This is a genomic window from Vibrio sp. 10N.222.47.A9 (assembly GCF_963872585.1).
Taxonomy (GTDB): domain Bacteria; phylum Pseudomonadota; class Gammaproteobacteria; order Enterobacterales; family Vibrionaceae; genus Vibrio; species Vibrio splendidus.
Genome location: NZ_CAWNBB010000040.1, coordinates 1 through 17278, shown reverse-complemented (window position 1 = coordinate 17278; position 17278 = coordinate 1). Strand labels below are relative to the sequence as shown.

General features: G+C 46.2%; 31 protein-coding genes and 1 pseudogene. 23 read left to right on the top strand and 9 right to left on the bottom strand.

All coding sequences use genetic code 11. From position 1 onward, the window contains the following. Positions 1–188 precede the first annotated feature (188 nt). From AACT19_RS11900 to AACT19_RS11795, 22 genes and pseudogenes are all read left to right on the top strand, one after another. Complete coding sequence (locus tag AACT19_RS11900) at positions 189–428, top strand: hypothetical protein (protein WP_076646443.1); 240 nt, start codon at positions 189–191, stop codon at positions 426–428. Beyond that, positions 418–888: a hypothetical protein gene (locus AACT19_RS11895; RefSeq protein ID WP_076646441.1), complete on the top strand. Its 471-nt coding sequence runs from the start codon at positions 418–420 to the stop codon at positions 886–888. The genes AACT19_RS11900 and AACT19_RS11895 overlap by 11 nt, the downstream gene beginning before the upstream one ends. Further along, positions 878–1366, top strand: coding sequence for a hypothetical protein (locus tag AACT19_RS11890; protein ID WP_076646439.1), 489 nt, complete (start codon positions 878–880; stop codon positions 1364–1366). Before AACT19_RS11895 ends, AACT19_RS11890 begins: the two co-directional genes overlap by 11 nt. Next, a complete protein-coding gene (locus AACT19_RS11885; protein ID WP_242658946.1) occupies positions 1335–2054 on the top strand; it encodes a type IV secretory system conjugative DNA transfer family protein in 720 nt (239 codons plus the stop codon). Before AACT19_RS11890 ends, AACT19_RS11885 begins: the two co-directional genes overlap by 32 nt. Before the next feature lie 106 nt (positions 2055–2160). Then, positions 2161–2292, top strand: a complete 132-nt coding sequence (locus AACT19_RS11880) for a hypothetical protein (RefSeq protein ID WP_016787086.1) — start codon at positions 2161–2163, stop codon at positions 2290–2292. An 11-nt stretch (positions 2293–2303) separates the two neighbouring features. Then, positions 2304–3125 (top strand): major capsid protein P2, encoded by an 822-nt coding sequence (locus AACT19_RS11875; protein WP_048661966.1) that lies wholly within the window; start codon positions 2304–2306, stop codon positions 3123–3125. A 9-nt stretch (positions 3126–3134) separates the two neighbouring features. After that, on the top strand, positions 3135–3404 hold the full coding sequence (locus AACT19_RS11870) for a hypothetical protein (protein ID WP_076646435.1): 270 nt from the start codon (positions 3135–3137) through the stop codon (positions 3402–3404). A 147-nt stretch (positions 3405–3551) separates the two neighbouring features. After that, the gene (locus AACT19_RS11865) at positions 3552–3758 is read left to right on the top strand and encodes a hypothetical protein (protein ID WP_017082233.1); all 207 of its coding nucleotides are present in this window, start codon (positions 3552–3554) and stop codon (positions 3756–3758) included. Next, positions 3739–4662: a hypothetical protein gene (locus AACT19_RS11860; RefSeq protein ID WP_076646433.1), complete on the top strand. Its 924-nt coding sequence runs from the start codon at positions 3739–3741 to the stop codon at positions 4660–4662. The genes AACT19_RS11865 and AACT19_RS11860 overlap by 20 nt, the downstream gene beginning before the upstream one ends. Then, on the top strand, positions 4659–5558 hold the full coding sequence (locus tag AACT19_RS11855) for a hypothetical protein (RefSeq protein WP_076646431.1): 900 nt from the start codon (positions 4659–4661) through the stop codon (positions 5556–5558). Before AACT19_RS11860 ends, AACT19_RS11855 begins: the two co-directional genes overlap by 4 nt. Beyond that, positions 5555–5995 carry a hypothetical protein gene (locus AACT19_RS11850; RefSeq protein WP_076646429.1) on the top strand — a complete coding sequence of 147 codons (441 nt, stop codon included), beginning with the start codon at positions 5555–5557 and terminating at the stop codon, positions 5993–5995. Before AACT19_RS11855 ends, AACT19_RS11850 begins: the two co-directional genes overlap by 4 nt. Beyond that, entirely contained in the window at positions 5992–6471 is a 480-nt protein-coding gene (locus tag AACT19_RS11845) for a M15 family metallopeptidase (protein WP_207551964.1), read from the top strand. The genes AACT19_RS11850 and AACT19_RS11845 overlap by 4 nt, the downstream gene beginning before the upstream one ends. Further along, positions 6468–6878 (top strand): hypothetical protein, encoded by a 411-nt coding sequence (locus AACT19_RS11840; protein WP_076646427.1) that lies wholly within the window; start codon positions 6468–6470, stop codon positions 6876–6878. Before AACT19_RS11845 ends, AACT19_RS11840 begins: the two co-directional genes overlap by 4 nt. After that, positions 6878–7071 (top strand): annotated as a pseudogene (locus tag AACT19_RS11835) (hypothetical protein). Before AACT19_RS11840 ends, AACT19_RS11835 begins: the two are co-directional and overlap by 1 nt. After that, positions 7025–7147, top strand: coding sequence for a hypothetical protein (locus tag AACT19_RS11830; protein ID WP_258186662.1), 123 nt, complete (start codon positions 7025–7027; stop codon positions 7145–7147). The pseudogene AACT19_RS11835 and the gene AACT19_RS11830 overlap by 47 nt, the downstream one beginning before the upstream one ends. A gap of 225 nt (positions 7148–7372) precedes the next feature. Then, a complete protein-coding gene (locus AACT19_RS11825; RefSeq protein WP_076646425.1) occupies positions 7373–8638 on the top strand; it encodes a magnesium transporter MgtE N-terminal domain-containing protein in 1266 nt (421 codons plus the stop codon). A gap of 119 nt (positions 8639–8757) precedes the next feature. Next, positions 8758–9519: a hypothetical protein gene (locus AACT19_RS11820; protein ID WP_131825227.1), complete on the top strand. Its 762-nt coding sequence runs from the start codon at positions 8758–8760 to the stop codon at positions 9517–9519. Between the two features lie 86 nt (positions 9520–9605). Then, positions 9606–10319, top strand: coding sequence for a hypothetical protein (locus AACT19_RS11815; protein WP_076646421.1), 714 nt, complete (start codon positions 9606–9608; stop codon positions 10317–10319). Positions 10320–10378: 59 nt separating this feature from the next. Then, positions 10379–10636 (top strand): type II toxin-antitoxin system Phd/YefM family antitoxin, encoded by a 258-nt coding sequence (locus AACT19_RS11810; protein WP_016787072.1) that lies wholly within the window; start codon positions 10379–10381, stop codon positions 10634–10636. Beyond that, a complete protein-coding gene (locus tag AACT19_RS11805) occupies positions 10624–10926 on the top strand; it encodes a type II toxin-antitoxin system RelE/ParE family toxin (RefSeq protein WP_076646419.1) in 303 nt (100 codons plus the stop codon). Before AACT19_RS11810 ends, AACT19_RS11805 begins: the two co-directional genes overlap by 13 nt. Positions 10927–10979: 53 nt before the next feature. Beyond that, positions 10980–11237, top strand: coding sequence for a hypothetical protein (locus AACT19_RS11800; protein ID WP_076646417.1), 258 nt, complete (start codon positions 10980–10982; stop codon positions 11235–11237). A 218-nt stretch (positions 11238–11455) separates the two neighbouring features. Next, a complete protein-coding gene (locus tag AACT19_RS11795; protein WP_076646415.1) occupies positions 11456–12508 on the top strand; it encodes a hypothetical protein in 1053 nt (350 codons plus the stop codon). A gap of 8 nt (positions 12509–12516) precedes the next feature. Here AACT19_RS11795 and AACT19_RS11790 read toward each other — a convergent pair whose 3' ends face one another. Genes AACT19_RS11790 through AACT19_RS11780 form a run of 3 tightly spaced genes read right to left on the bottom strand, consistent with a single transcriptional unit; the run spans position 12517 to position 13356 of the window. Further along, complete coding sequence (locus AACT19_RS11790) at positions 12517–12750, bottom strand: type II toxin-antitoxin system ParD family antitoxin (protein ID WP_076646413.1); 234 nt, start codon at positions 12748–12750, stop codon at positions 12517–12519. Next, positions 12731–12907, bottom strand: a complete 177-nt coding sequence (locus tag AACT19_RS11785; protein ID WP_165689846.1) for a hypothetical protein — start codon at positions 12905–12907, stop codon at positions 12731–12733. Before AACT19_RS11785 ends, AACT19_RS11790 begins: the two co-directional genes overlap by 20 nt. A 26-nt stretch (positions 12908–12933) precedes the next feature. After that, positions 12934–13356 carry a DUF3653 domain-containing protein gene (locus AACT19_RS11780; RefSeq protein ID WP_076646411.1) on the bottom strand — a complete coding sequence of 141 codons (423 nt, stop codon included), beginning with the start codon at positions 13354–13356 and terminating at the stop codon, positions 12934–12936. A gap of 359 nt (positions 13357–13715) precedes the next feature. Between AACT19_RS11780 and AACT19_RS11775 the strand changes: the two genes are divergently transcribed. Next, entirely contained in the window at positions 13716–14087 is a 372-nt protein-coding gene (locus AACT19_RS11775; protein WP_076646409.1) for a phage protein, read from the top strand. Between the two features lie 49 nt (positions 14088–14136). On the opposite strand, the gene AACT19_RS11770 is transcribed toward AACT19_RS11775, so the two are convergent. From AACT19_RS11770 to AACT19_RS11745, 6 genes are all read right to left on the bottom strand, one after another. After that, positions 14137–14322 (bottom strand): hypothetical protein, encoded by a 186-nt coding sequence (locus tag AACT19_RS11770; RefSeq protein WP_017088003.1) that lies wholly within the window; start codon positions 14320–14322, stop codon positions 14137–14139. Between the two features lie 291 nt (positions 14323–14613). Next, positions 14614–14736 carry a hypothetical protein gene (locus AACT19_RS11765; protein ID WP_017088002.1) on the bottom strand — a complete coding sequence of 41 codons (123 nt, stop codon included), beginning with the start codon at positions 14734–14736 and terminating at the stop codon, positions 14614–14616. A gap of 28 nt (positions 14737–14764) precedes the next feature. Further along, complete coding sequence (locus AACT19_RS11760) at positions 14765–14986, bottom strand: hypothetical protein (protein ID WP_076646407.1); 222 nt, start codon at positions 14984–14986, stop codon at positions 14765–14767. An 88-nt stretch (positions 14987–15074) separates the two neighbouring features. Continuing rightward, positions 15075–16499 carry a zonular occludens toxin domain-containing protein gene (locus tag AACT19_RS11755; protein ID WP_076646405.1) on the bottom strand — a complete coding sequence of 475 codons (1425 nt, stop codon included), beginning with the start codon at positions 16497–16499 and terminating at the stop codon, positions 15075–15077. 1 nt (position 16500) lies between these two features. Beyond that, complete coding sequence (locus tag AACT19_RS11750; RefSeq protein WP_019351056.1) at positions 16501–16845, bottom strand: hypothetical protein; 345 nt, start codon at positions 16843–16845, stop codon at positions 16501–16503. 3 nt (positions 16846–16848) lie between these two features. Continuing rightward, the coding region (locus AACT19_RS11745) for a hypothetical protein (protein WP_165689845.1) at positions 16849–17278 on the bottom strand (430 nt) is incomplete at its 5' end.

Below are 17278 nucleotides of genomic sequence, written 5' to 3'. Positions count from 1 at the left end.
CCGAGAATGCGGGCACAGCAACGGCCAGTGAGTCGCTGCGCGACGGTCTGTTAGGAAAGCAAAGGTGAAATCGAATCGCACAGTTTAATTACTTAAACCTATTAAGTTTTATATTTTAATTGTTATAATCTATTGGTTAACGTCGAGAGACAGGGACACACCAACGTCGTGAGACAGAGGACAACACAATGACTACGCATCAACAGAGCTACCAACAATTGGTCAGCGAGCTTGAGCTCGTTGAACAAAGGCTGACCCAAGCGGCGCCAGACTGGAGCACAGTTCCCACGTTCAAGAAACCCCTTGTCGCGATCCAAGCGGCCGAAGAAGCCAGCCAACAGGTGGCGACGACCATCCACTTGCTGAAATCCCTCATGAACAATTTCCATCTTCGCTTGTGCGAACTGGAGGCGACGCATGGCCAGTAAGAATCCAATTAAAGGTTACATTGCCTGCCCAACGCATGGCTGTGATGAGATCTGCACCGTGCACGCCGTGGGTGAGCATAAGCTCATCGAAGGCGGTGAGCCGCCCAAGAACAAGCGCCGTCTCGGACAGCTCTATACCATTTGCCCCAGCTGCAAAACCAATCAAAGCGCGGGTAAACCGTTTCAAGACTGGTTACACAACCACATGGTATCGACTCCAGAAAAAGCCACTACTGGTTATAAAAACAGTGTCGATGAAGAGCCTCACCCAACTAAGCCCCCAAAACCGAACGAAACCAAGCCCGATAAGGGATCAAGCAATCCCGACAAACCCAACGATAACCAACCCGCGCCGGTTACTACCCGATTAGGCTGGTCATTCTTGTTGCTGTTAAGCACCTGCGCCTTGTTGTGGTTTGGCTTAACGAAGACCAAGAAAGGAGTCACGCATGAGCAATGAAGCCCTATTCACGCCCGTAGAGAACGAACTGGATGAACGTGATCAACAAGCCGTTGAAGCGGTAGAAACCTTACGTGAAGCCCGAGAGCAAGACGAGGCCGAGCCGTCAGAGACGCAAGAAGCCTCGCCGGAGCCGTTGGGTTTCGGGGAAGAAGATGCGCGCATGATGCTCTCTTACGGATTAGGTGTGGTGGAGATGACCGTCGGCAGTGTGTTTGATGTGCCGTTTGAAATCGACACCCGAGCCGGTAACCAGTGGTTAGACGCCGCATCACCCATGCTGCAGAAGTACGGTCCCGCCGGTTTGAAATGGTTCGGCCAATACCAAGGCGAGTTTGTGTTTGCCATGGCCTCGATGACCTTGATTGGGGGCTGCGCCAAACAAGTGCGCCAACTCAAACAAGCTCAAGAGGCAACCGAGCCCGAGACACCGCAGGAGGTGGACAGTGAAGCTCCCGAATCCAGTGAACAAGAATAACGCCCACAATGCGGAGCACATTTGTTACATGGGTACCACGGGCAGCTGCAAAACCACCGCCATTCGTCAGCTCAATTTTATTGAGCGTCAGTCTCAAGTAGTGATGTTCGATCCGTACAGTGAGCATATTGAGGCGCCACTCAAAGGCGGCCGCGTGCAAGCGTGCCAAAGCTTTGATGAGTTCTATCACAAGGCGTGGTTTGCGCGTAAGAAAAAGGCCGCGTTTCGCTTGGCCCTGGTCGAGCAAGAGCGAACCCGAGAGAACCTTGAGTTGTTTGCCAACATGGTCTGGTCATTGGGCGATGGCCAGCATTCGAAAAAGCTGCATTGCGTGATTGAAGAGCTCGCCAAATTCACCAACACGCCCTCAAAGCTCGATGGGTTAGCCGGTGAGCTCTGGACGGGCGGTCGCGGCTTTGGCTTGGTGATGCACGCGACGTTTCAGCGTGGGCAAGAAGTGCCTAAAACAGTACTCGATGAATCTAAATATGTGTACGTCGGTGCGGTCAGCTCACGACGCAATGCTAAGTACATTGCGGACTATTTCGATATCCCCATAGAGGCCATTTTGGGGCTGCAAAGCTGCGTCGATAGGGAGCATTTAGGGCGTAAGAAGTTCGCGGATTACATTCTCAAATCACCGGGGTTAGGCAAGTGGGAGCAAGGAAAAATCTACCCCAAGCGATGACGGGTAACCTAATAGGTTTAACTCTTAACCTAACAGGTTAAAGGCACTGGTCATTTTCGTCTCCATACACCACGTTATCAGCATCAATCACTCTAAAGGAACTCCCATGAGATTGAACGTGAAAAATGTGGCGATTGTCGCCGGAATTGCCGCGGTAACGACGGGTGCGATCGTCTTTGCCGTGAATAATAAAGTCGGTGGCCTCGATAAGTTGTTGGGTCGCTCGGGCTGGTTTTAGAGGGGAATACGATGTCAGTCAAACCAATCAAATTGAACTCAATGGTTGGCGCGTCGTGGGGACAAAAAGGCACATTGCCTATCCCTAATGGCCCGACGTACCACGAGTTGGTACTGGAAACCAACGCCAGCGCCGCGGACATGCAGCGCATTGCGATAACGCTTAACGCCGAAGAGATTTACGTCTTAACCGGTGAAGAGCTCGTGATGCTTGAGCGCTATAAGCAGCGAGACGCCACGGCGGGGCATTTTGTGATCCCATTCAGTGACATCGTGGCGCGCACCAAAAATGGGGTGCGTTACACCGGTTTGGTCACCGAACTGGGTGACAATATTCACCTCGATATTCAATTCAAAGGCAAGGCCGCCAACGCGACGCCGCTGTCTATCCAAGTGCATGCGTGGGTGAGTAACTCTCAAGCGATGCGTGTCTTGGTGCCGATGATCAAACGCGAAACCATGCCGGCCAATGCACAAGGCGAGAACGAATTCACCAACTTGGTGACGAGCCCGCTCATCAGCATCCGCCGCATGCATTTCATGCACGACAAGATCAGCAAATTGGAAATTGAGCGCGACTTTGTCAAAGAGTACGAAGCCAACACGTTCATTTCTGAAGCCAATGCGAAACGCAATGAGCGCACGCCGCAGTCGGGGTATTTTCATTTTGACCCGATCGTTCGCGGATTCTCTATTGATGAACTGTTTCCAACGCAGCACAGCTCCAATCTGAAGTTTTCTGTGACCACCACCGATGTCCCAGGCTCGATCCCGATCTTGGTGGAGTCGGTGAAAGTCACGCGACCAGAAATGTTGCAGAGCGGCGCGGCCTAAGGAGCGCCAATGAACGCTTTTTTTGATGATCTGTTGGAGTTTGGCGCGGGCGCGTTGGATTCGGTCGGTGAAAACGCCGACTGGTTGTTTCCAACCAACGACCAATCGGCCAATCCCGACAAGACGCAGCAACCCAATCACCCTAGGGTGGATGACAAGGGCAACACGGTGACCACACCGCACGCCCAACCCGCGAAAGACAACACTTTGTTGTACGTCGGTGGCGGCGTTGGTGTGGTGCTGGTCTTGATATTGGGCGCGCTGGCGTTTCGAAAATAAGGAGACGGTGATGCCGTTACTGTTTTGGGTATTGGGTGGATTTGGGGCCGGCAGCCTGTTTGGGCTCAGTGCCGGCAAAGGACTCAATAAAGTGTTGCTCGTGGTGATGCTTGTCGCGTCACTGATGTGGCTCAAAGGAGGGCGATGATGCTCGGATCATTGACATCATTAACGGGTGGCGGCGGCCTTCAAGGGGGCACGGCAGGACCGGCGACGTCCGGTACCTCAGGCAACACCACCAACAACAGCGGGTTTGAAGGCGGGCACATCAGTCTCGGTGAGCAGCGCGGCATGCCGTGGTGGTTCATTGTGCTGATGGCGCTGTTTGCCTTGTATGCCTTGTCAAAACGGTAGCTTACAGCCAGCCAAGTGGGCGCACGTCCATCAACGGCTAAAACCAGCACTGAGAGACTATTACCAACACGCACAAACCCAAGTTACAAAAGGCTTAGAGGCAACGTATCAAATAAGTGACACTGTCATGTTATTGCGTGGTGAAAGGCTGAAAAACAACACCAAAGAGTTGGTTGTGGTGGGGTTAGCGGGCGACATGGCCACCGGCACATTGGCCGCCGTCGAGCATGCGAAACAGCATGGCTTTGATTCGGTGCGAGCGCATTTTTATCGTGAGGGTGCGAAGCGATTCATTGCAAGACGATTGAAGTTACCGGTTCAGGAAATTGAACGCCACGGCGATGAACGGGTTTTACAAATAAGGTTAGCGGATATGGGTGGAAGAAGTTCTTCGAAAAGTCGTCAAAGCAACACCACGACGACCACGAACACCAGCAGCAGCGCGGCGGTCGGTGGCGACAACACCGGTGTGATGCTGTCGGGCGTCAGTGATTCGGACATCAACTTGACCATGACCGACCATGGGGCGATGGCCATTGCAGGGCGTACTGCAGAAGAGGCGTTTGATTTTGGTACCCAAGCGTTAAGAGTCAATCAATCGGTGGTCGGGGATTCGCTGCGCGTGGTCGATAACACCGTCGACGAAGCGTTCGGTTTTGGTTCGTCGGTCTTAGAAGAGCAATCCGAAGTCAGTCAACACGCCATTGATTCGATCAAATCGATGGCCGGCCAACAAACCGAAACCACAAAAGCGGCGATTGCTTTAGCCAACAACGCGAAAGCGAGAGAGCAAACGGGCAGCAATGAATCCGATAACTCTACGCTGAAAAAATTATCTCTCATCCTTGGGATCATCGGGACGATGGTCACCATTGGGGTGGTCATGACAAGGCGCGCATCATGAAACAGACGCACACATTAGAACCCGATCAAACGCTGACCTTCAATGCGGGTCAGTCCGGTAAGTACCTTATTTTGCGTGAGACCACGCACTCATTTCTTTTGCAGGGCGATGCGATGCGTCCCATTGAGATCTTTGCCGGTGACACCGTTGATGTCTCCCGTTTTGACAAGCTCGAGCTGCACAATCATCAGACCGTGGATGTGACGTTTGAATACCAAGTGTCGGACGTACTCATCATGACCAAGGCGCAGAAAATTAGCGTCAATAACGCGCTGTTGGTCAGTGAAATTGAAAAGCCTATCCAAGTGAGAAACGTGCTCGATCCCGTTAAGGTGAGCGAGGTGGAAACGCCCGTGACTGTCGCGCAAATACAAGCGCCAGTCGTGGTTAAAAAAGTGCGAGAGCCTGTCAAGGTTAGTGACATTGTCACACCGGTTAAAGTTGCGGAAATACAAACACCTATCACTATTAATGAAGTGCAAGCGCCAGTAGACGTCCATCGAGTGGCCGAGCCGGTGACGGTCGACCAAATCACACAGCCATTAACCATTGAACGCATCCAACAACCGGTGAATGTCGAGGTTGGGAATGCGTCACTGGACGTGCAAGCGACCATCACTAATAACGAACTGAAAGTGACGTCGGATCCGGAGCGCGTGACGTTCGCCAGAATTGGCAATGGCACCTTGTTGATGACGGGGGGCTATCAACGCATTCGAGAGAAAAGTGCGAGAAAGGCACTCATCTTACAAGCTTTAACCACCAATGAAGGCACGGTCGTCGTGCAGGGTTTCTTGGAACTGCGCCCGGGCGGGCATTTGATGCTCAACACCAATCAAGCCGTAAGCTTGAAAGGCACCGCCAGCGACCGCCTTAAAGTAGGAGAAGCGATATGATGCTGTCATTAACCAATCCTGAGCTTACCAGCGCTAATGATGGTTTGCTGAACGTGGAAGCAAAACACGACAATCAGATGAAATTCATTTTCGGCTCACGTCGAAAGGCGACGTTCCCACTTTCCAATCATGTTGAATTGCTCGACTTGACACTTAGGCGCTTTAAGCAATCGCAAGCAACGCCACACAATCAGAGCAGCAGCTCCTCTCGGATTCTGGCGAAACCTGGCATCGTCTATCTTAGATTTCTCAAAGGCAACGGAACCATAGTGTCTTCCCGTCTCTTGTATCTGTATTTTGCCTCGAATTCCCTCTATGGCTATCCACTGTTCCTTATCAAACCGAAAGCCGCGACCAAGCTTGAGATCACCGTCTCCAACGTTGATGCCAGCGTTACGCTGCATTCGAGACTCCTTGTGAAATCGGAGGGCGAATGAGATGGCTAGTGTTACTCGCCAGTGGCTTACTGGCCGGAGTGTACCTTATGAATAAGAAAACCATCGATGAGACGGTCAGCGACTTTGTGCTGTCCGCGCGTAGCGAAACCCGCATGTTGGGCGTGCATGGCGACTTAAAGAAAGTCGTACGTAGGGCGCTCGAACTGTCCCCGTATGATTTTGGCATTACGGAAGGCTTACGCACTGCGAAACGGCAAGCCCAGCTTTATCAGGAAGGTTTGAGCCAGCTCGATGGTGTGAGACGACCAAGCCGACATCAATCTGGCCATGCGATCGATTTCGTGGCTTACGATGAGAACAACAAGGTGACGTGGGAATTTAAGTACTACGACGCCATCAGCAAAGCCTTTAAGCAAGCGGCGCGAGAGCTGAATGTCGCCATCGTTTGGGGCGGTGACTGGAAGAGCCTCAAAGACGGTCCGCACATTGAATTAAGTCGACGGGTGTACACATGATTGGCGCATTACTCAATCTCGTGACCGGTGGCGTGGCTGCGTATCAGCAGCACAATCAAAACCGAGCCGAAGTGCTCAAGCGCAAAGACGAACTCGAGAGCGAAAAGCATCAAGCGAGGGTGCGTCGACTGCAGAGCGGCGAAGAGCAGGCCAGTAGCCTCGATGAAGTCAGCATTCGAGAGCGGGGATTCAAAGACGAGTTCATTCTCTTGGTGGTGTTTGTGCCACTGATTCTGTCATTCATCCCCAATTATGCTCCTTATGTTGAGCAAGGCTTTACCGCGCTGCAGGGTATCCCGAATCCGTATTGGTTTGTGGTGGGTGCTGTCGTCGTCGATACGCTCGGGATGCGCGCCATGGTGCGTTATCTCCTCGAGTTCTACGTCTCGCGCTGGAAGGGAAAATGATGGGGTTTCTCGATACTTTGATTATCGCGTTCATGACGGGGGAGTCTCAAGCCTTGGCACGATTGCGGCTCTGAAAACGGACATCAACTGGATAAAGCGAGTGCAACAAGACCAAGAGCAACGGATAAGAAAACTGGAGATACCGAATGAAAGGACACAAATGCAAAGGCCGACGACCAAACGGCCAACTTAAGAAAGGTTACACGCTCAAGAACGGGCGAGTTGTGAGGGCGAACACCACACGCAAACGCTACAAGAAACGCCGATAAAACAAACCAATCAAAAGAGCCGCTTTGTTATAAAAGTGGCTCTTTTTGTATTTCGTCTATAAGAGACGGTATCTTTAGCACTCAGTTTCACAGCTAATGACTTAAATCACTGTTATAAATGAGGTTAATGGTTATAATTCGTCCCCATAAATCAGACTAAACAGAAACCCCGTATCCTAAATGCGAATATTTCTGTTTGATAGCTGCTAACTTTATTAGGTGATTATGGAATACGAATATAACTCAAGAATTAGCAACCTCAATCGTGGTGAACTAAGTGAACTCTGGCGGTTATTGCCTCCAGAAGAATTGAATGAACTAATTAAAAAAAGTAATGATAAAGAACTTTCTCTGCTCGTAGGACATTTGCCAGAGAAAGGTATACAGGTTCTTATATCTAACCTTAACGAAGATGCCGCGAATAGATTGTTTTCATCTCTTTCAAGTAGAACTATCAACAAAGTTCTATTGTTATGCTCTGTCAGTGCCTTAGCTAAGTTACCAAGGGTGCTTAGCAGAGAAAACCTTATTCGTGTGATTCGTAGTACCAGCTCCGATGTCCGAGATAGACTGCTGAAAACGCTGCCAATTGAAGATCGTCATATGATATTAGAAATTACGGAAGAGCAGACTGACCTCGAAGATAATTACAAACATTACCTGACTCAAAAGTTCGAAAACTCGATTGAAAAAGATGCTTTTGAGCGGATTAAGGAACTTGAAGATAAAGAGAGGTACTTGGAACGCCGTCAACGAGCACGAGAGGAACAATTAGCAGAGCAACTAGAGCACCTTCGTAATCAAATTTCTGTTGCTGAGAAGGATTTTCATCAACGTCAGAATAAGCTTAAAAGTATTGAAAGTAGTTACGCTAAACGAGAACTGGAACTTAAAGAGAACATCAGGCAACTACAAGAAGAACATCAAAAACAAGTACAAGAAAAAATTGAAATAAAAGTTCCTGAGTTTGTAAAATCAGCGGTTGAAGTCTTAGATAATAAAGAAAAAGAATTTTCAGATAAATCGAGAAATTGGAATTTACAAGGGTCCTTTGCTTTAGGGCTTGCGATTACCTCTGCTATCGGAGCATTAATTTATGGCGGGTTTGCATTTCATACAGCGTCAAAAGAAAATATTGATTGGTTCTTTTTCTCTTTCTTGTTACTTAAAGGGCTTGTTGTAGTTACATTGTTCGGGGCTTGGGCAAAGCATGCATATAATCTTGGCAATGCTTACATGCATGAGTCCCTAAAGCGAAGTGACCGTATGCATGCGATTAACTTCGGTAAACTTTATCTAGAAGTTTATGGTAATGATGTTAGTCAATCTGATATGAAGGCTATATTTGAAAATTGGAATTTGGATAGCGATAGTGCCTTTACTAAAGTACAACCTACAAATTTTGAACCAAAAGTAGTTGAACAAGTAACACAAATGATTGCGGCTGTTTCTAGTGCATCGAGTAAGCAAAATGCAGAGAGCAAACCTTAGTAAAAATAAAGTTAATAGGTGTTATAAGATAGATTTCCAATATATGGCATGTTTAATATGCGTTGAGTGGTTACTCTGTTCACCACTTAATGCAGAATCATACAAAAGTGGAGGTGTTTTTGGCTGAAGATAAGAAAGCTAGATATCGTGATATCTCTGATGGTTTACTTAGGCAAAGAAGAAATCTAATGCTTGTATCGATAGCTATGCCTTTGTTTTTTGTCAGTGGAGCTGAGGTTGAAAAACTCAATATACTTGGGACCGTTATAGTGCTATCAAATCCCAAGGTTGTAGAGTATTTACTGGTGGTATTGTTCTTATATTTCTTCTTACGCTATTGGCAGTATTACAAAGAAGAAAGCTACATTTCTGATATGAAAAGAAAAATCATTGACTATACAGTCGTTTTAGAAACTAGATTTTTGACAAAAAAAGCTAACCAAATGACAAGCTTTGTTAAGTCTACTGACTATTCAATTCACTATACAGACTCCCGCTATCATCGGTTTGGAAGACCTGTACATATACCTGTAGAAAATGACCGAGTTACTTTTCTCTTTATGCGAGAGTGCAAGTTTTATATATACCCCAAAACTAAAAATGGTGATGCATCTAGTACTGAAATAAAAGAGTTTGGTGGCCTATCTGAAAGTCATAGCTTGTCAAACTGGAGTGTAATTGAGAGCCCTGAAGACTTTTCAAAGAGAACATATAACTATTATGGCAATGTAATCCATTACTCAATTTTTAGGTTTAATCTATATCGAACGATTGGATATCTTAAGTATATGTTAAACGAGTCATATTTCACCGATTACCAACTTCCATTTGCTATAGCACTTGTTTCTATAATCGGGTCGTCAATAACAGTTTTTATATAGCAAGTGTTCAACAGTGATTCACAACATTAGTTAGCATTGAATGTGTTGCTACAAAGAGCTGATGAAAACTATACTGAAGGTCAAACATGGATTTATTACACAATGATTGGTTTTCAACTGGGGCAGCGATAGCCGTTTTAGTTGGTCTGTTGCCGTTCTTGAGATTTTTTCATGAGCTGGTTTCATCTCACAAGCAATTCAAGGTGAAGAACTTAGAATTGTTGTTCCATAGTTTTGACAAGGAAGTTAACCTTGCAACGAAGTTGGTCGTCGAACAACAGTTTCGGTTACTTTTTAAGTATGAAGTCAACTATGATGAAATCTGTGTTTTGCTATTAAGTCAAAAGCCAACTAGCACGGTCGAATTGTATAAAGATGGTGGTCAGTACTTGGTTTGTGAAGAAGGGAAGTTTCGCTTCAAAGAGCAATACGTTGATGAAAAAAAGCGATTGCGAGAGTACTTTTATAGGCCACTAAAAAACTTCACCTTGTATATGTTGTCAGCCTTACCCGCGGCTTTTTTATGTGTGGCGCTTATCTCACTAGTCACGACGACAGAACTCTTTGAATTAACGATTGGTCTTCCTAATTTGGCTTGGTATTTAATTTTAGTCGCACTCACTGGACTGTTTATTAGAGTGGCCTACCATAGGATCACAGATACACACAGCATCAAGTATGCGGATGAACTTTTACTGAATTATGAAAGCGACCACGTTAAAAGGGTCGAGCTAACATTCTGGAAAAATATAAGCAAAATGATTCGGTATGATGTAATACGCGGTATTTTTCTACGCTAAACTTATAAGACAGAAAGTGATACAATAGTATCACTTTAATCTTTATTGGAGTCATTCTCATGAAAGTCGAGCTCGTTACTTCCCTTAAGCGTCAAGCGACCAAGATCCTTGCCGACCTGCACGACACCAAAGAGCCCGTGTTGATCACCGAGCATGGCAAACCTTCTGCGTATTTGGTGGATGTCGACGACTACCAGTTTATGCAAAACCGCTTGGCTATCCTGGAAGGGATCGCACGCGGTGAGCGCGCCATTTCTGAAGGCAAGGCGCTGAGTCATGATGAAGCCAAAGATAAGATGTCAAAATGGCTGAAGTGATTTGGAGTGAGCCCGCGTTATCGGACCTGAACGATATCGCGGAATACATTGCTCTTGAAAATTTGGTAGCGGCCAAACAACTCGTTCAAAACGTCTTCGACAAAGTCGAACGCCTCGTCGACTTTCCTGAGTCTGGGCGTCTGCCTCCCGAGCTCGAGCACCTCAATTATCGCGAAGTCGTAGTGAATCCATGTCGGGTTTTCTACAAGCAAGACGGTGACAAGGTGTACATCTTGTTTGTGATGCGCGCGGAGCGAGATTTACGTCGATTTTTGCTGAGCAAGCAGTAAAGCGTTTTTGCCACCTCTGATAGGCTGATGGTCTACATAGAGGAGGGTTCAACATGGCGAAAAAGAAAAAAGCACTTCAATCTAAATGTCCCACCAAACCAGTGCCTTCATGGACTGAGGCCAAATTGGTCACCATTCGACGACACCGTATCGAGGGCGCCTTAAGCTTCGGTGTGTCGACCATCTCCAGATCGCAAGTCTTACCTAATTATGAGCGCGTTTGGGAACAAACCATCGTCGAAGAAGCGTACCAACAAGCGATTGTTGAGCTGCTAGAGCAGGGCGATGTCGTGTTAAGAGTAGAAGACTAAATGGGTTTCTCTTTAGTGTATTTTCTTTCGGGTATACCCGTCTAAATCATTGATATTAAAATTAACTTTCCAATTCCAAGCCAAATTACGCCCCTCTGAGTGGTTTCTCATTCTAATTTATAATTATTAATTTCAAAGAAGCGGACCGAGCAAAAACGCGAAACGATCATAATGTATATATTCCTCGTCGTTCATATAACGCCATGAGGAAATTAAGAATGAAACACCCCAGTTCTATTAAAGTATTGAAAAGCACAATGTTGATCGCCGGTGTGTTATTGGTCGGTTGTAAAGAAAAAAACCTGTTCGAAAAGGTTGAAGAGATTGAAATTGAAAACAACGAGAGCCTAGAGGTAGAAACGCATCCATTTCAAATCAGTGAGGTGGTCGTTACGGCGGACAGTCGCACGTTCCCTGTGAAGAGCGTCATCACGTTCGAGGTGTTTGCAGCAACCGAAACCTTGTTTGATGGCCCACACGACATCGCCGCCCATCATCAGCTAGTAGCCCGCGTGAACCTCTCAGATTTACAGGGAGTTCGGCTTGAATCCACATCTCCGGCGATCTTGTTCATTCCAGAAGGTGAGCAGATCGGCGTGGCTCTACAAGAAGGGGAAGCCACGGTATACGCGCATTTTAGAGGTGTGCAGAGTGCGCCACTGAAGCTGAAGATCTTACCGGCGTTGACCTCGTGCGGTGGCATCAATGATACCGATAAAAACAACGCGAGTGGGGCTTGTCTAAAAGTCGTGAAAGGAAGGCACGGGGAAGCTATGAATAAACTCTTCACCAGTACACCCAGCCGACTTTTCTTAAATGCTCTGAATTACACCCAGGCGGACTCCGCATTCAATGTGGGCAAAACGTACGCTGATGGTCGTGTCGGTCTCGGTAAAAATGCGACCGCCGGAGCGCATTTTGGGCTGTTTCGTCAAGATGGACAGGACGCCACGAAAGATGGCACCCACGGCCAATATGACCGCTATTGCCGAAATCTAGCTGAACTTCATTTCTTAGAAAGAAGCGATTGGCGCCGTGCAACATCCCCAGAATTATCGGATCTTTATCAGGGCTCAGGTGATCTCTTTGAAAATTACGGGGGGTTTAATCAAGTTGATTATTGGACGGCGAATCAATCCATGCTTGGGCAACAGACGGCATTTTCCTTTGAATTTTTTCGTGTTGGCTTAAAAACAGGCTTCATTTTCCCAAGCAGTCGAGCAAGAAGTTTGGCAGCCAGTTGCGTGTCCGCCAATTCGAGTCATCCCTAACGACGGAGTCAAGCCGGCTCATCGGGAGGGATCTTATCTCTCTTGTGATCCAGCGCTTTTATCAAGGCGTCAAGGTTATAATCCGCGATCCCACTGTCTTCACCTTCCATAAGCCGCTGTCGTAACGTCTTCATTTTATTCTCTTTTAAGTCACCAAGGCGCTGCGCTGAGCCTCCTGTAGGGGGATCGCCAGCGCCAAATCGATGAAAGCGGGCAGGTGGGTTACTTCTTTTTATGGCCACTCTGTATGAGCCTCAACGAGCCGAGGGATTTGGTTTCCATGAATTGACCCATGGCCGCCCAATGGGCGATGGTTTGGGACGGCGTCAGCCCTGAGCTTTTGGCGGCTCTGAGGGCTTGGTTAAACAGCACTTGATCGATATAGACACTCACTTTCATTACTAATCCTTTTTATGATGCTTTTCTTATTTGAATTTACTCGGGATCCAAGGCTTGGCCGGCAGTCGACGACCGCCACGAAATGGTAATGGGTGCTCCTTAGGTGGGTAATATTTCGGCGAGTCAATCTTGCCGTGACGCTCAACCAGTTGGCGATGCTCATCACGCCAGTAGGCAAAACTGAGTAATTCTTTGGGGTTGAATTCACGTCTTTCTGGCGTGAGCAAGGTCGCTCGGTCGACATTGATTTTAAAACCGTCCCAACGATGATCCAGTGGTAAATAACCTCGAGCGTGAATGTTCATGAGCTTTTCGGCGATCGGGTTGATTGGGTATTGGCCGGACAACCAGCGCCGAATAGTCGGCACCGTGACATGAAAAAACGCCGCAGCGTCTTTCAAAGAATCGAAATGTTGGTTGACTAACTCGGCAAACGGCGGGGTTCTCATGTGATCGACCTCATAAAATATTCATCGTGGTTGATAGTTTATTTCTATTTCACTTTGATGCCTTGATAGCTAATGACTATCAACACGCGCCGTTTTATTGAAATTGAAAGTTTGCGTGGGGATCACTATAGCGAAGCCGGGCATCAAAAAACGTAATTAATAAACTAATTTCTGGGTAAAACGTAAGGAAACCAAGGTGTTTGGGCACCGAGATAAGCAAAATTCAGATTGGTTAAGAGTTTGAAAAGATTATAATTTATCACTACATTAGTGCGTATTATGTGAGTTTACGTTAAATGCGTCTAGTTACATAACTATCACTAATGTATATAAACCCTTTTATAATAAAAGGGTAATATATGCACCATCGAAAAATGACCGAGAATTACATTTTTCGTGAATACATTTGTTGTATAAGCAAGGAAGAAACAGCAAATCTATGTTTTAAAACTGTGAGAACTGTCACAGGTTGGGATGATGGGAAACCAATACCCCCTGAATGCAAAAGGCTTATGAGAATGGCAAAAGGTCGAGAGTTGAACGACTCGAAAGACTGGGAGCAATTCAAAATGCATAGACAAGGGTTAGAACTACCAACAGGCCAAACGGTGACAGCACAGCAAGTTTTAGCAGGAATAGCCCTATTAGAGATCCAATCCGAAATAGAAATAAAAACATCGAGATACTTGTTGAAAACAGCAAGGGCTATAGCAAATATAAAATCTAGATAAAAAAAAGCCCCGAGGAGGGGCTTTATAATGTCACCAGTGACGGACTCATTTAGTGCATTGAAACCATACGCCCTGTATGAACGTCTTTCAAAACTCCAACTGTAAGATTTTCATAATCACACATAACAGATGCAGCTTGTTTAACGTCGGATTCTCTATCCTGTGGAATCCAAAGTGTAACTTTCTTGAACCCTTTAGATTTCATCTTATCTTCATATTTCTTGTTTCGACTCATTGAACCACCTCCCTATGCAAACATTTGATCACAATCGATTGTAAGGTGCAAGACTCACTTCGTTCAAACACTGGCGCACTGCGTTTGCGAATAAAGTCGAGGAGCACTAGCACTATGTTAGTGCTCCAATAGAATCGATAACTGGCAGTGCCCTGCACCAAAAAGAAGGCTTAGCAGGGCGGAGGGGGGATTGTCAAAACCGGAAAACAAGCGGGGTTCCCGTAGGAAAACTGATAGGTAAAGCACGAGACTCCCGCCAAAAGCGCCTAGTCCCTGCGGGGCAAAAGCTAATCAACGAGAATGACGAACATCAGCACCAAGCAATGACCAAAACATCCACCACAAGCCATAACCAGCCACCCATAATGGAAAATGCCACCAAACAAAATCATATACTTCAATAAAACTTTGCACTTAACACTCCTTTCATAATAAACACTTATCAGGAAACCTTAGCTCGAGCTCTACGTTCGCTAATATCGGTGGAAACTTTTATCAATTGATACTTTCGATAAAATGCTCTAAAACGCCTAACAGATGCAAGAGCAAACCAACTCAAGAGATCATAAAAAAACAACGCCCCTAGAACACCAATAAAACCATAGATAGCGAAAGCCTGAGAAATCATATCGATATCATCAGCCGTTATATTTATACTTTGCATAAAGAACCTCATTAAAATTTATATTATCATCATGCCGCGCCGCGTTCGCTGTTCAGCTCTCACGACTCACGCTATGCGGCAAAGAAAATTACATACTAAAAATATCAACAGACCTTTGAACGTCTTCGACTCTACCACTCATCAAGTCGTTACTTTCAGAAGCGATAGCAACGCCACTCGATGTAGGTGGACACGTTAAGACCCTTGATACTGATTTAGAGCGCACTTGAATCAAGCAATCATCAATCAATTCGAAGCGGTAGCCGTAGCGGTTCAACACAGCCGAGCGTATATAAAAGGTGTCTACACCTTTATCTATCCTAAAGACAAAATCCGAGTACTCACCAAAGCCCTTTGGATAAACCGTTCTACTTACTGACGTAAGGTAGACCGCTGTAGAGCCGTTGAATACTGGAAAAGCATCAAAGAAAGGATTCACAGCATCAGGAAGACTTTCAGTAGAAGCTTGAGAAGTAGCATTGCTAGAACCCACCCGAACAGAACTTTCCCCATCTTTGATAGGAACATTTTCAGATACTGGAACGTTAACCGGAGTAGATAGAGTAGGCGAGTTGGTAGAGGCAGCTGGCGCATCAACCGTTTGAACTTCACCCACATCAGAATCAGATAGTACATAAGATAAATCCCATAGAAATTTGCCAATGGCCACGACCCCAATAATGATCGCGAGAATGAATTTCGGTGACTTCAAAACCGAGATATCAGATTTAGTAGCGTTAAAGCCTCCGGTTCCTGTGGACTGATAAAGCGCGAACACATCAACAGGAATTTTCTTGGTGGTACTACTGGCCATGTCGGCCTTAGTGGAGGGAGCTGTCTTAGTGGATTTTGGAGGGTGGTTAAAAATCCTAGGCTTACGACTTCGAAAGAATGTATCTGTTGAGCGGTGAGAATAAGCTTCACCGGCACACCCTTTTAACCAAGTGGGGATTGCGGTGTAATCAGGTGTAAGCATGACAATATCCCATTGGTATTTTCTATGTCGCATGAATGCACCGTAGAAGTCGAACGGGTAGAGCAGTCTGTTATTTTCATCGAGTTGGGTTCGTTCACAATCATCAACGTCACCGACTTCAAACGAATCAGGGTCAACCGGAAGCCAACGAGAATAGAACAGTTCTGAAAAGTCTTTGGGTAGGTAATCTACGAACTCAGAAAAGGGTTTTTGTAAAAATTTCTCACGCTTAAATCCTGCTTCGGGACAATACAAATCCTGACACTCATCAATCACAACGAATGCACCAAGAGGCATCCAGTTGAACCAATTTTGCCAGAGCATTACCCCCTCAGAAGATCGTGTAAAGATCCTAATTAAGCGTGCTGAATCTGGAAATTTTTCACCTAACAATTCTTCGATAGATTCTTTAGGTTTCAAGCCCTCAATATTAGTGACAACGATACGACCCTCACGCAAAGCAGGGAGGATTTCGAACCATGTGACATAAGCGGTTTTATAAGCCCCGTTAGAGCCATGACGAAAGGAAACAGCCATATCACCACCCCATAATTCTAAGCACAAATGCCGTAGCAAACGCATCAACAACAATTCGAACTGAATCAACAATGCCGAACTGGTAACAGGCAAAGCGTAAGTCTGAGGGAAGCTTGTTAAAGGCCATGTTCAAAACCGTGTAGACCTCATATTCAGAAAGCAGCAAAGAGGCAACGTTATAGGCCATTTCTAGCATTTGGATTTTTAGGTAGATATAGAGCTTAATGAACCAAAACCATGCGTATGTGAACACGTCCAGAAACAAGTCCGGTATGGTGGCGAAGAAGTCGTAAATGCTGCCAAAGACAGAAACAATGTAATCAAGTGCGCTGTAGAAATATTCCATGATTTATACCTTAGAGCGACCAGAGGAAAGCAAGATAAAGCCAGCTAATAGAGTGGCGATGAATAAGATAACGGTGCGAATCATATTGGTATTGCTAGAGCCTAAAGAACTGAACAAGTTGAACCCAACATCAACATTCCATCGACTTAGGGAAAAAGTTGTGGATTCATATGAACCGTCAGAGAATGACATTTGACCGAGCTTCAAAGGGGATTGTTTAATCTTACTTTCAAGTGTTTCTTCAAGGTCATCAATTTCAGTTTTTAGATCATCAACTGCTGTAGTGAGTACAGTGTTAGTAGCGTATCCATCACCTTGCCCTGGTGCATTAAATGCACCTGATTTCCCAAAGAAACCTTGAAGAGCATCTTGTAATTGAGCTTTTGTTAGACCGTCACCGTCAGTAGAGCTGCCACCGCCAGTTTCACCGCCA

Bases quoted from the DNA above. Each gene is read 5' to 3' on its own strand.
- AACT19_RS11900 (WP_076646443.1), top strand. From the start codon at position 189: ATGACTACGCATCAACAGAGCTACCAACAATTGGTCAGCGAGCTTGAG.
- AACT19_RS11895 (WP_076646441.1), top strand. From the start codon at position 418: ATGGCCAGTAAGAATCCAATTAAAGGTTACATTGCCTGCCCAACGCAT.
- AACT19_RS11890 (WP_076646439.1), top strand. From the start codon at position 878: ATGAGCAATGAAGCCCTATTCACGCCCGTAGAGAACGAACTGGATGAA.
- AACT19_RS11880 (WP_016787086.1), top strand. From the start codon at position 2,161: ATGAGATTGAACGTGAAAAATGTGGCGATTGTCGCCGGAATTGCCGCG.
- AACT19_RS11875 (WP_048661966.1), top strand. From the start codon at position 2,304: ATGTCAGTCAAACCAATCAAATTGAACTCAATGGTTGGCGCGTCGTGG.
- AACT19_RS11870 (WP_076646435.1), top strand. From the start codon at position 3,135: ATGAACGCTTTTTTTGATGATCTGTTGGAGTTTGGCGCGGGCGCGTTG.
- AACT19_RS11865 (WP_017082233.1), top strand. From the start codon at position 3,552: ATGCTCGGATCATTGACATCATTAACGGGTGGCGGCGGCCTTCAAGGG.
- AACT19_RS11860 (WP_076646433.1), top strand. From the start codon at position 3,739: ATGCCTTGTCAAAACGGTAGCTTACAGCCAGCCAAGTGGGCGCACGTC.
- AACT19_RS11855 (WP_076646431.1), top strand. From the start codon at position 4,659: ATGAAACAGACGCACACATTAGAACCCGATCAAACGCTGACCTTCAAT.
- AACT19_RS11850 (WP_076646429.1), top strand. From the start codon at position 5,555: ATGATGCTGTCATTAACCAATCCTGAGCTTACCAGCGCTAATGATGGT.
- AACT19_RS11845 (WP_207551964.1), top strand. From the start codon at position 5,992: ATGAGATGGCTAGTGTTACTCGCCAGTGGCTTACTGGCCGGAGTGTAC.
- AACT19_RS11840 (WP_076646427.1), top strand. From the start codon at position 6,468: ATGATTGGCGCATTACTCAATCTCGTGACCGGTGGCGTGGCTGCGTAT.
- AACT19_RS11830 (WP_258186662.1), top strand. From the start codon at position 7,025: ATGAAAGGACACAAATGCAAAGGCCGACGACCAAACGGCCAACTTAAG.
- AACT19_RS11825 (WP_076646425.1), top strand. From the start codon at position 7,373: ATGGAATACGAATATAACTCAAGAATTAGCAACCTCAATCGTGGTGAA.
- AACT19_RS11815 (WP_076646421.1), top strand. From the start codon at position 9,606: ATGGATTTATTACACAATGATTGGTTTTCAACTGGGGCAGCGATAGCC.
- AACT19_RS11810 (WP_016787072.1), top strand. From the start codon at position 10,379: ATGAAAGTCGAGCTCGTTACTTCCCTTAAGCGTCAAGCGACCAAGATC.
- AACT19_RS11805 (WP_076646419.1), top strand. From the start codon at position 10,624: ATGGCTGAAGTGATTTGGAGTGAGCCCGCGTTATCGGACCTGAACGAT.
- AACT19_RS11800 (WP_076646417.1), top strand. From the start codon at position 10,980: ATGGCGAAAAAGAAAAAAGCACTTCAATCTAAATGTCCCACCAAACCA.
- AACT19_RS11795 (WP_076646415.1), top strand. From the start codon at position 11,456: ATGAAACACCCCAGTTCTATTAAAGTATTGAAAAGCACAATGTTGATC.
- AACT19_RS11785 (WP_165689846.1), bottom strand. From the start codon at position 12,907: ATGAAAGTGAGTGTCTATATCGATCAAGTGCTGTTTAACCAAGCCCTC.
- AACT19_RS11780 (WP_076646411.1), bottom strand. From the start codon at position 13,356: ATGAGAACCCCGCCGTTTGCCGAGTTAGTCAACCAACATTTCGATTCT.
- AACT19_RS11775 (WP_076646409.1), top strand. From the start codon at position 13,716: ATGCACCATCGAAAAATGACCGAGAATTACATTTTTCGTGAATACATT.
- AACT19_RS11770 (WP_017088003.1), bottom strand. From the start codon at position 14,322: ATGAGTCGAAACAAGAAATATGAAGATAAGATGAAATCTAAAGGGTTC.
- AACT19_RS11760 (WP_076646407.1), bottom strand. From the start codon at position 14,986: ATGCAAAGTATAAATATAACGGCTGATGATATCGATATGATTTCTCAG.
- AACT19_RS11755 (WP_076646405.1), bottom strand. From the start codon at position 16,499: ATGGCTGTTTCCTTTCGTCATGGCTCTAACGGGGCTTATAAAACCGCT.
- AACT19_RS11750 (WP_019351056.1), bottom strand. From the start codon at position 16,845: ATGGAATATTTCTACAGCGCACTTGATTACATTGTTTCTGTCTTTGGC.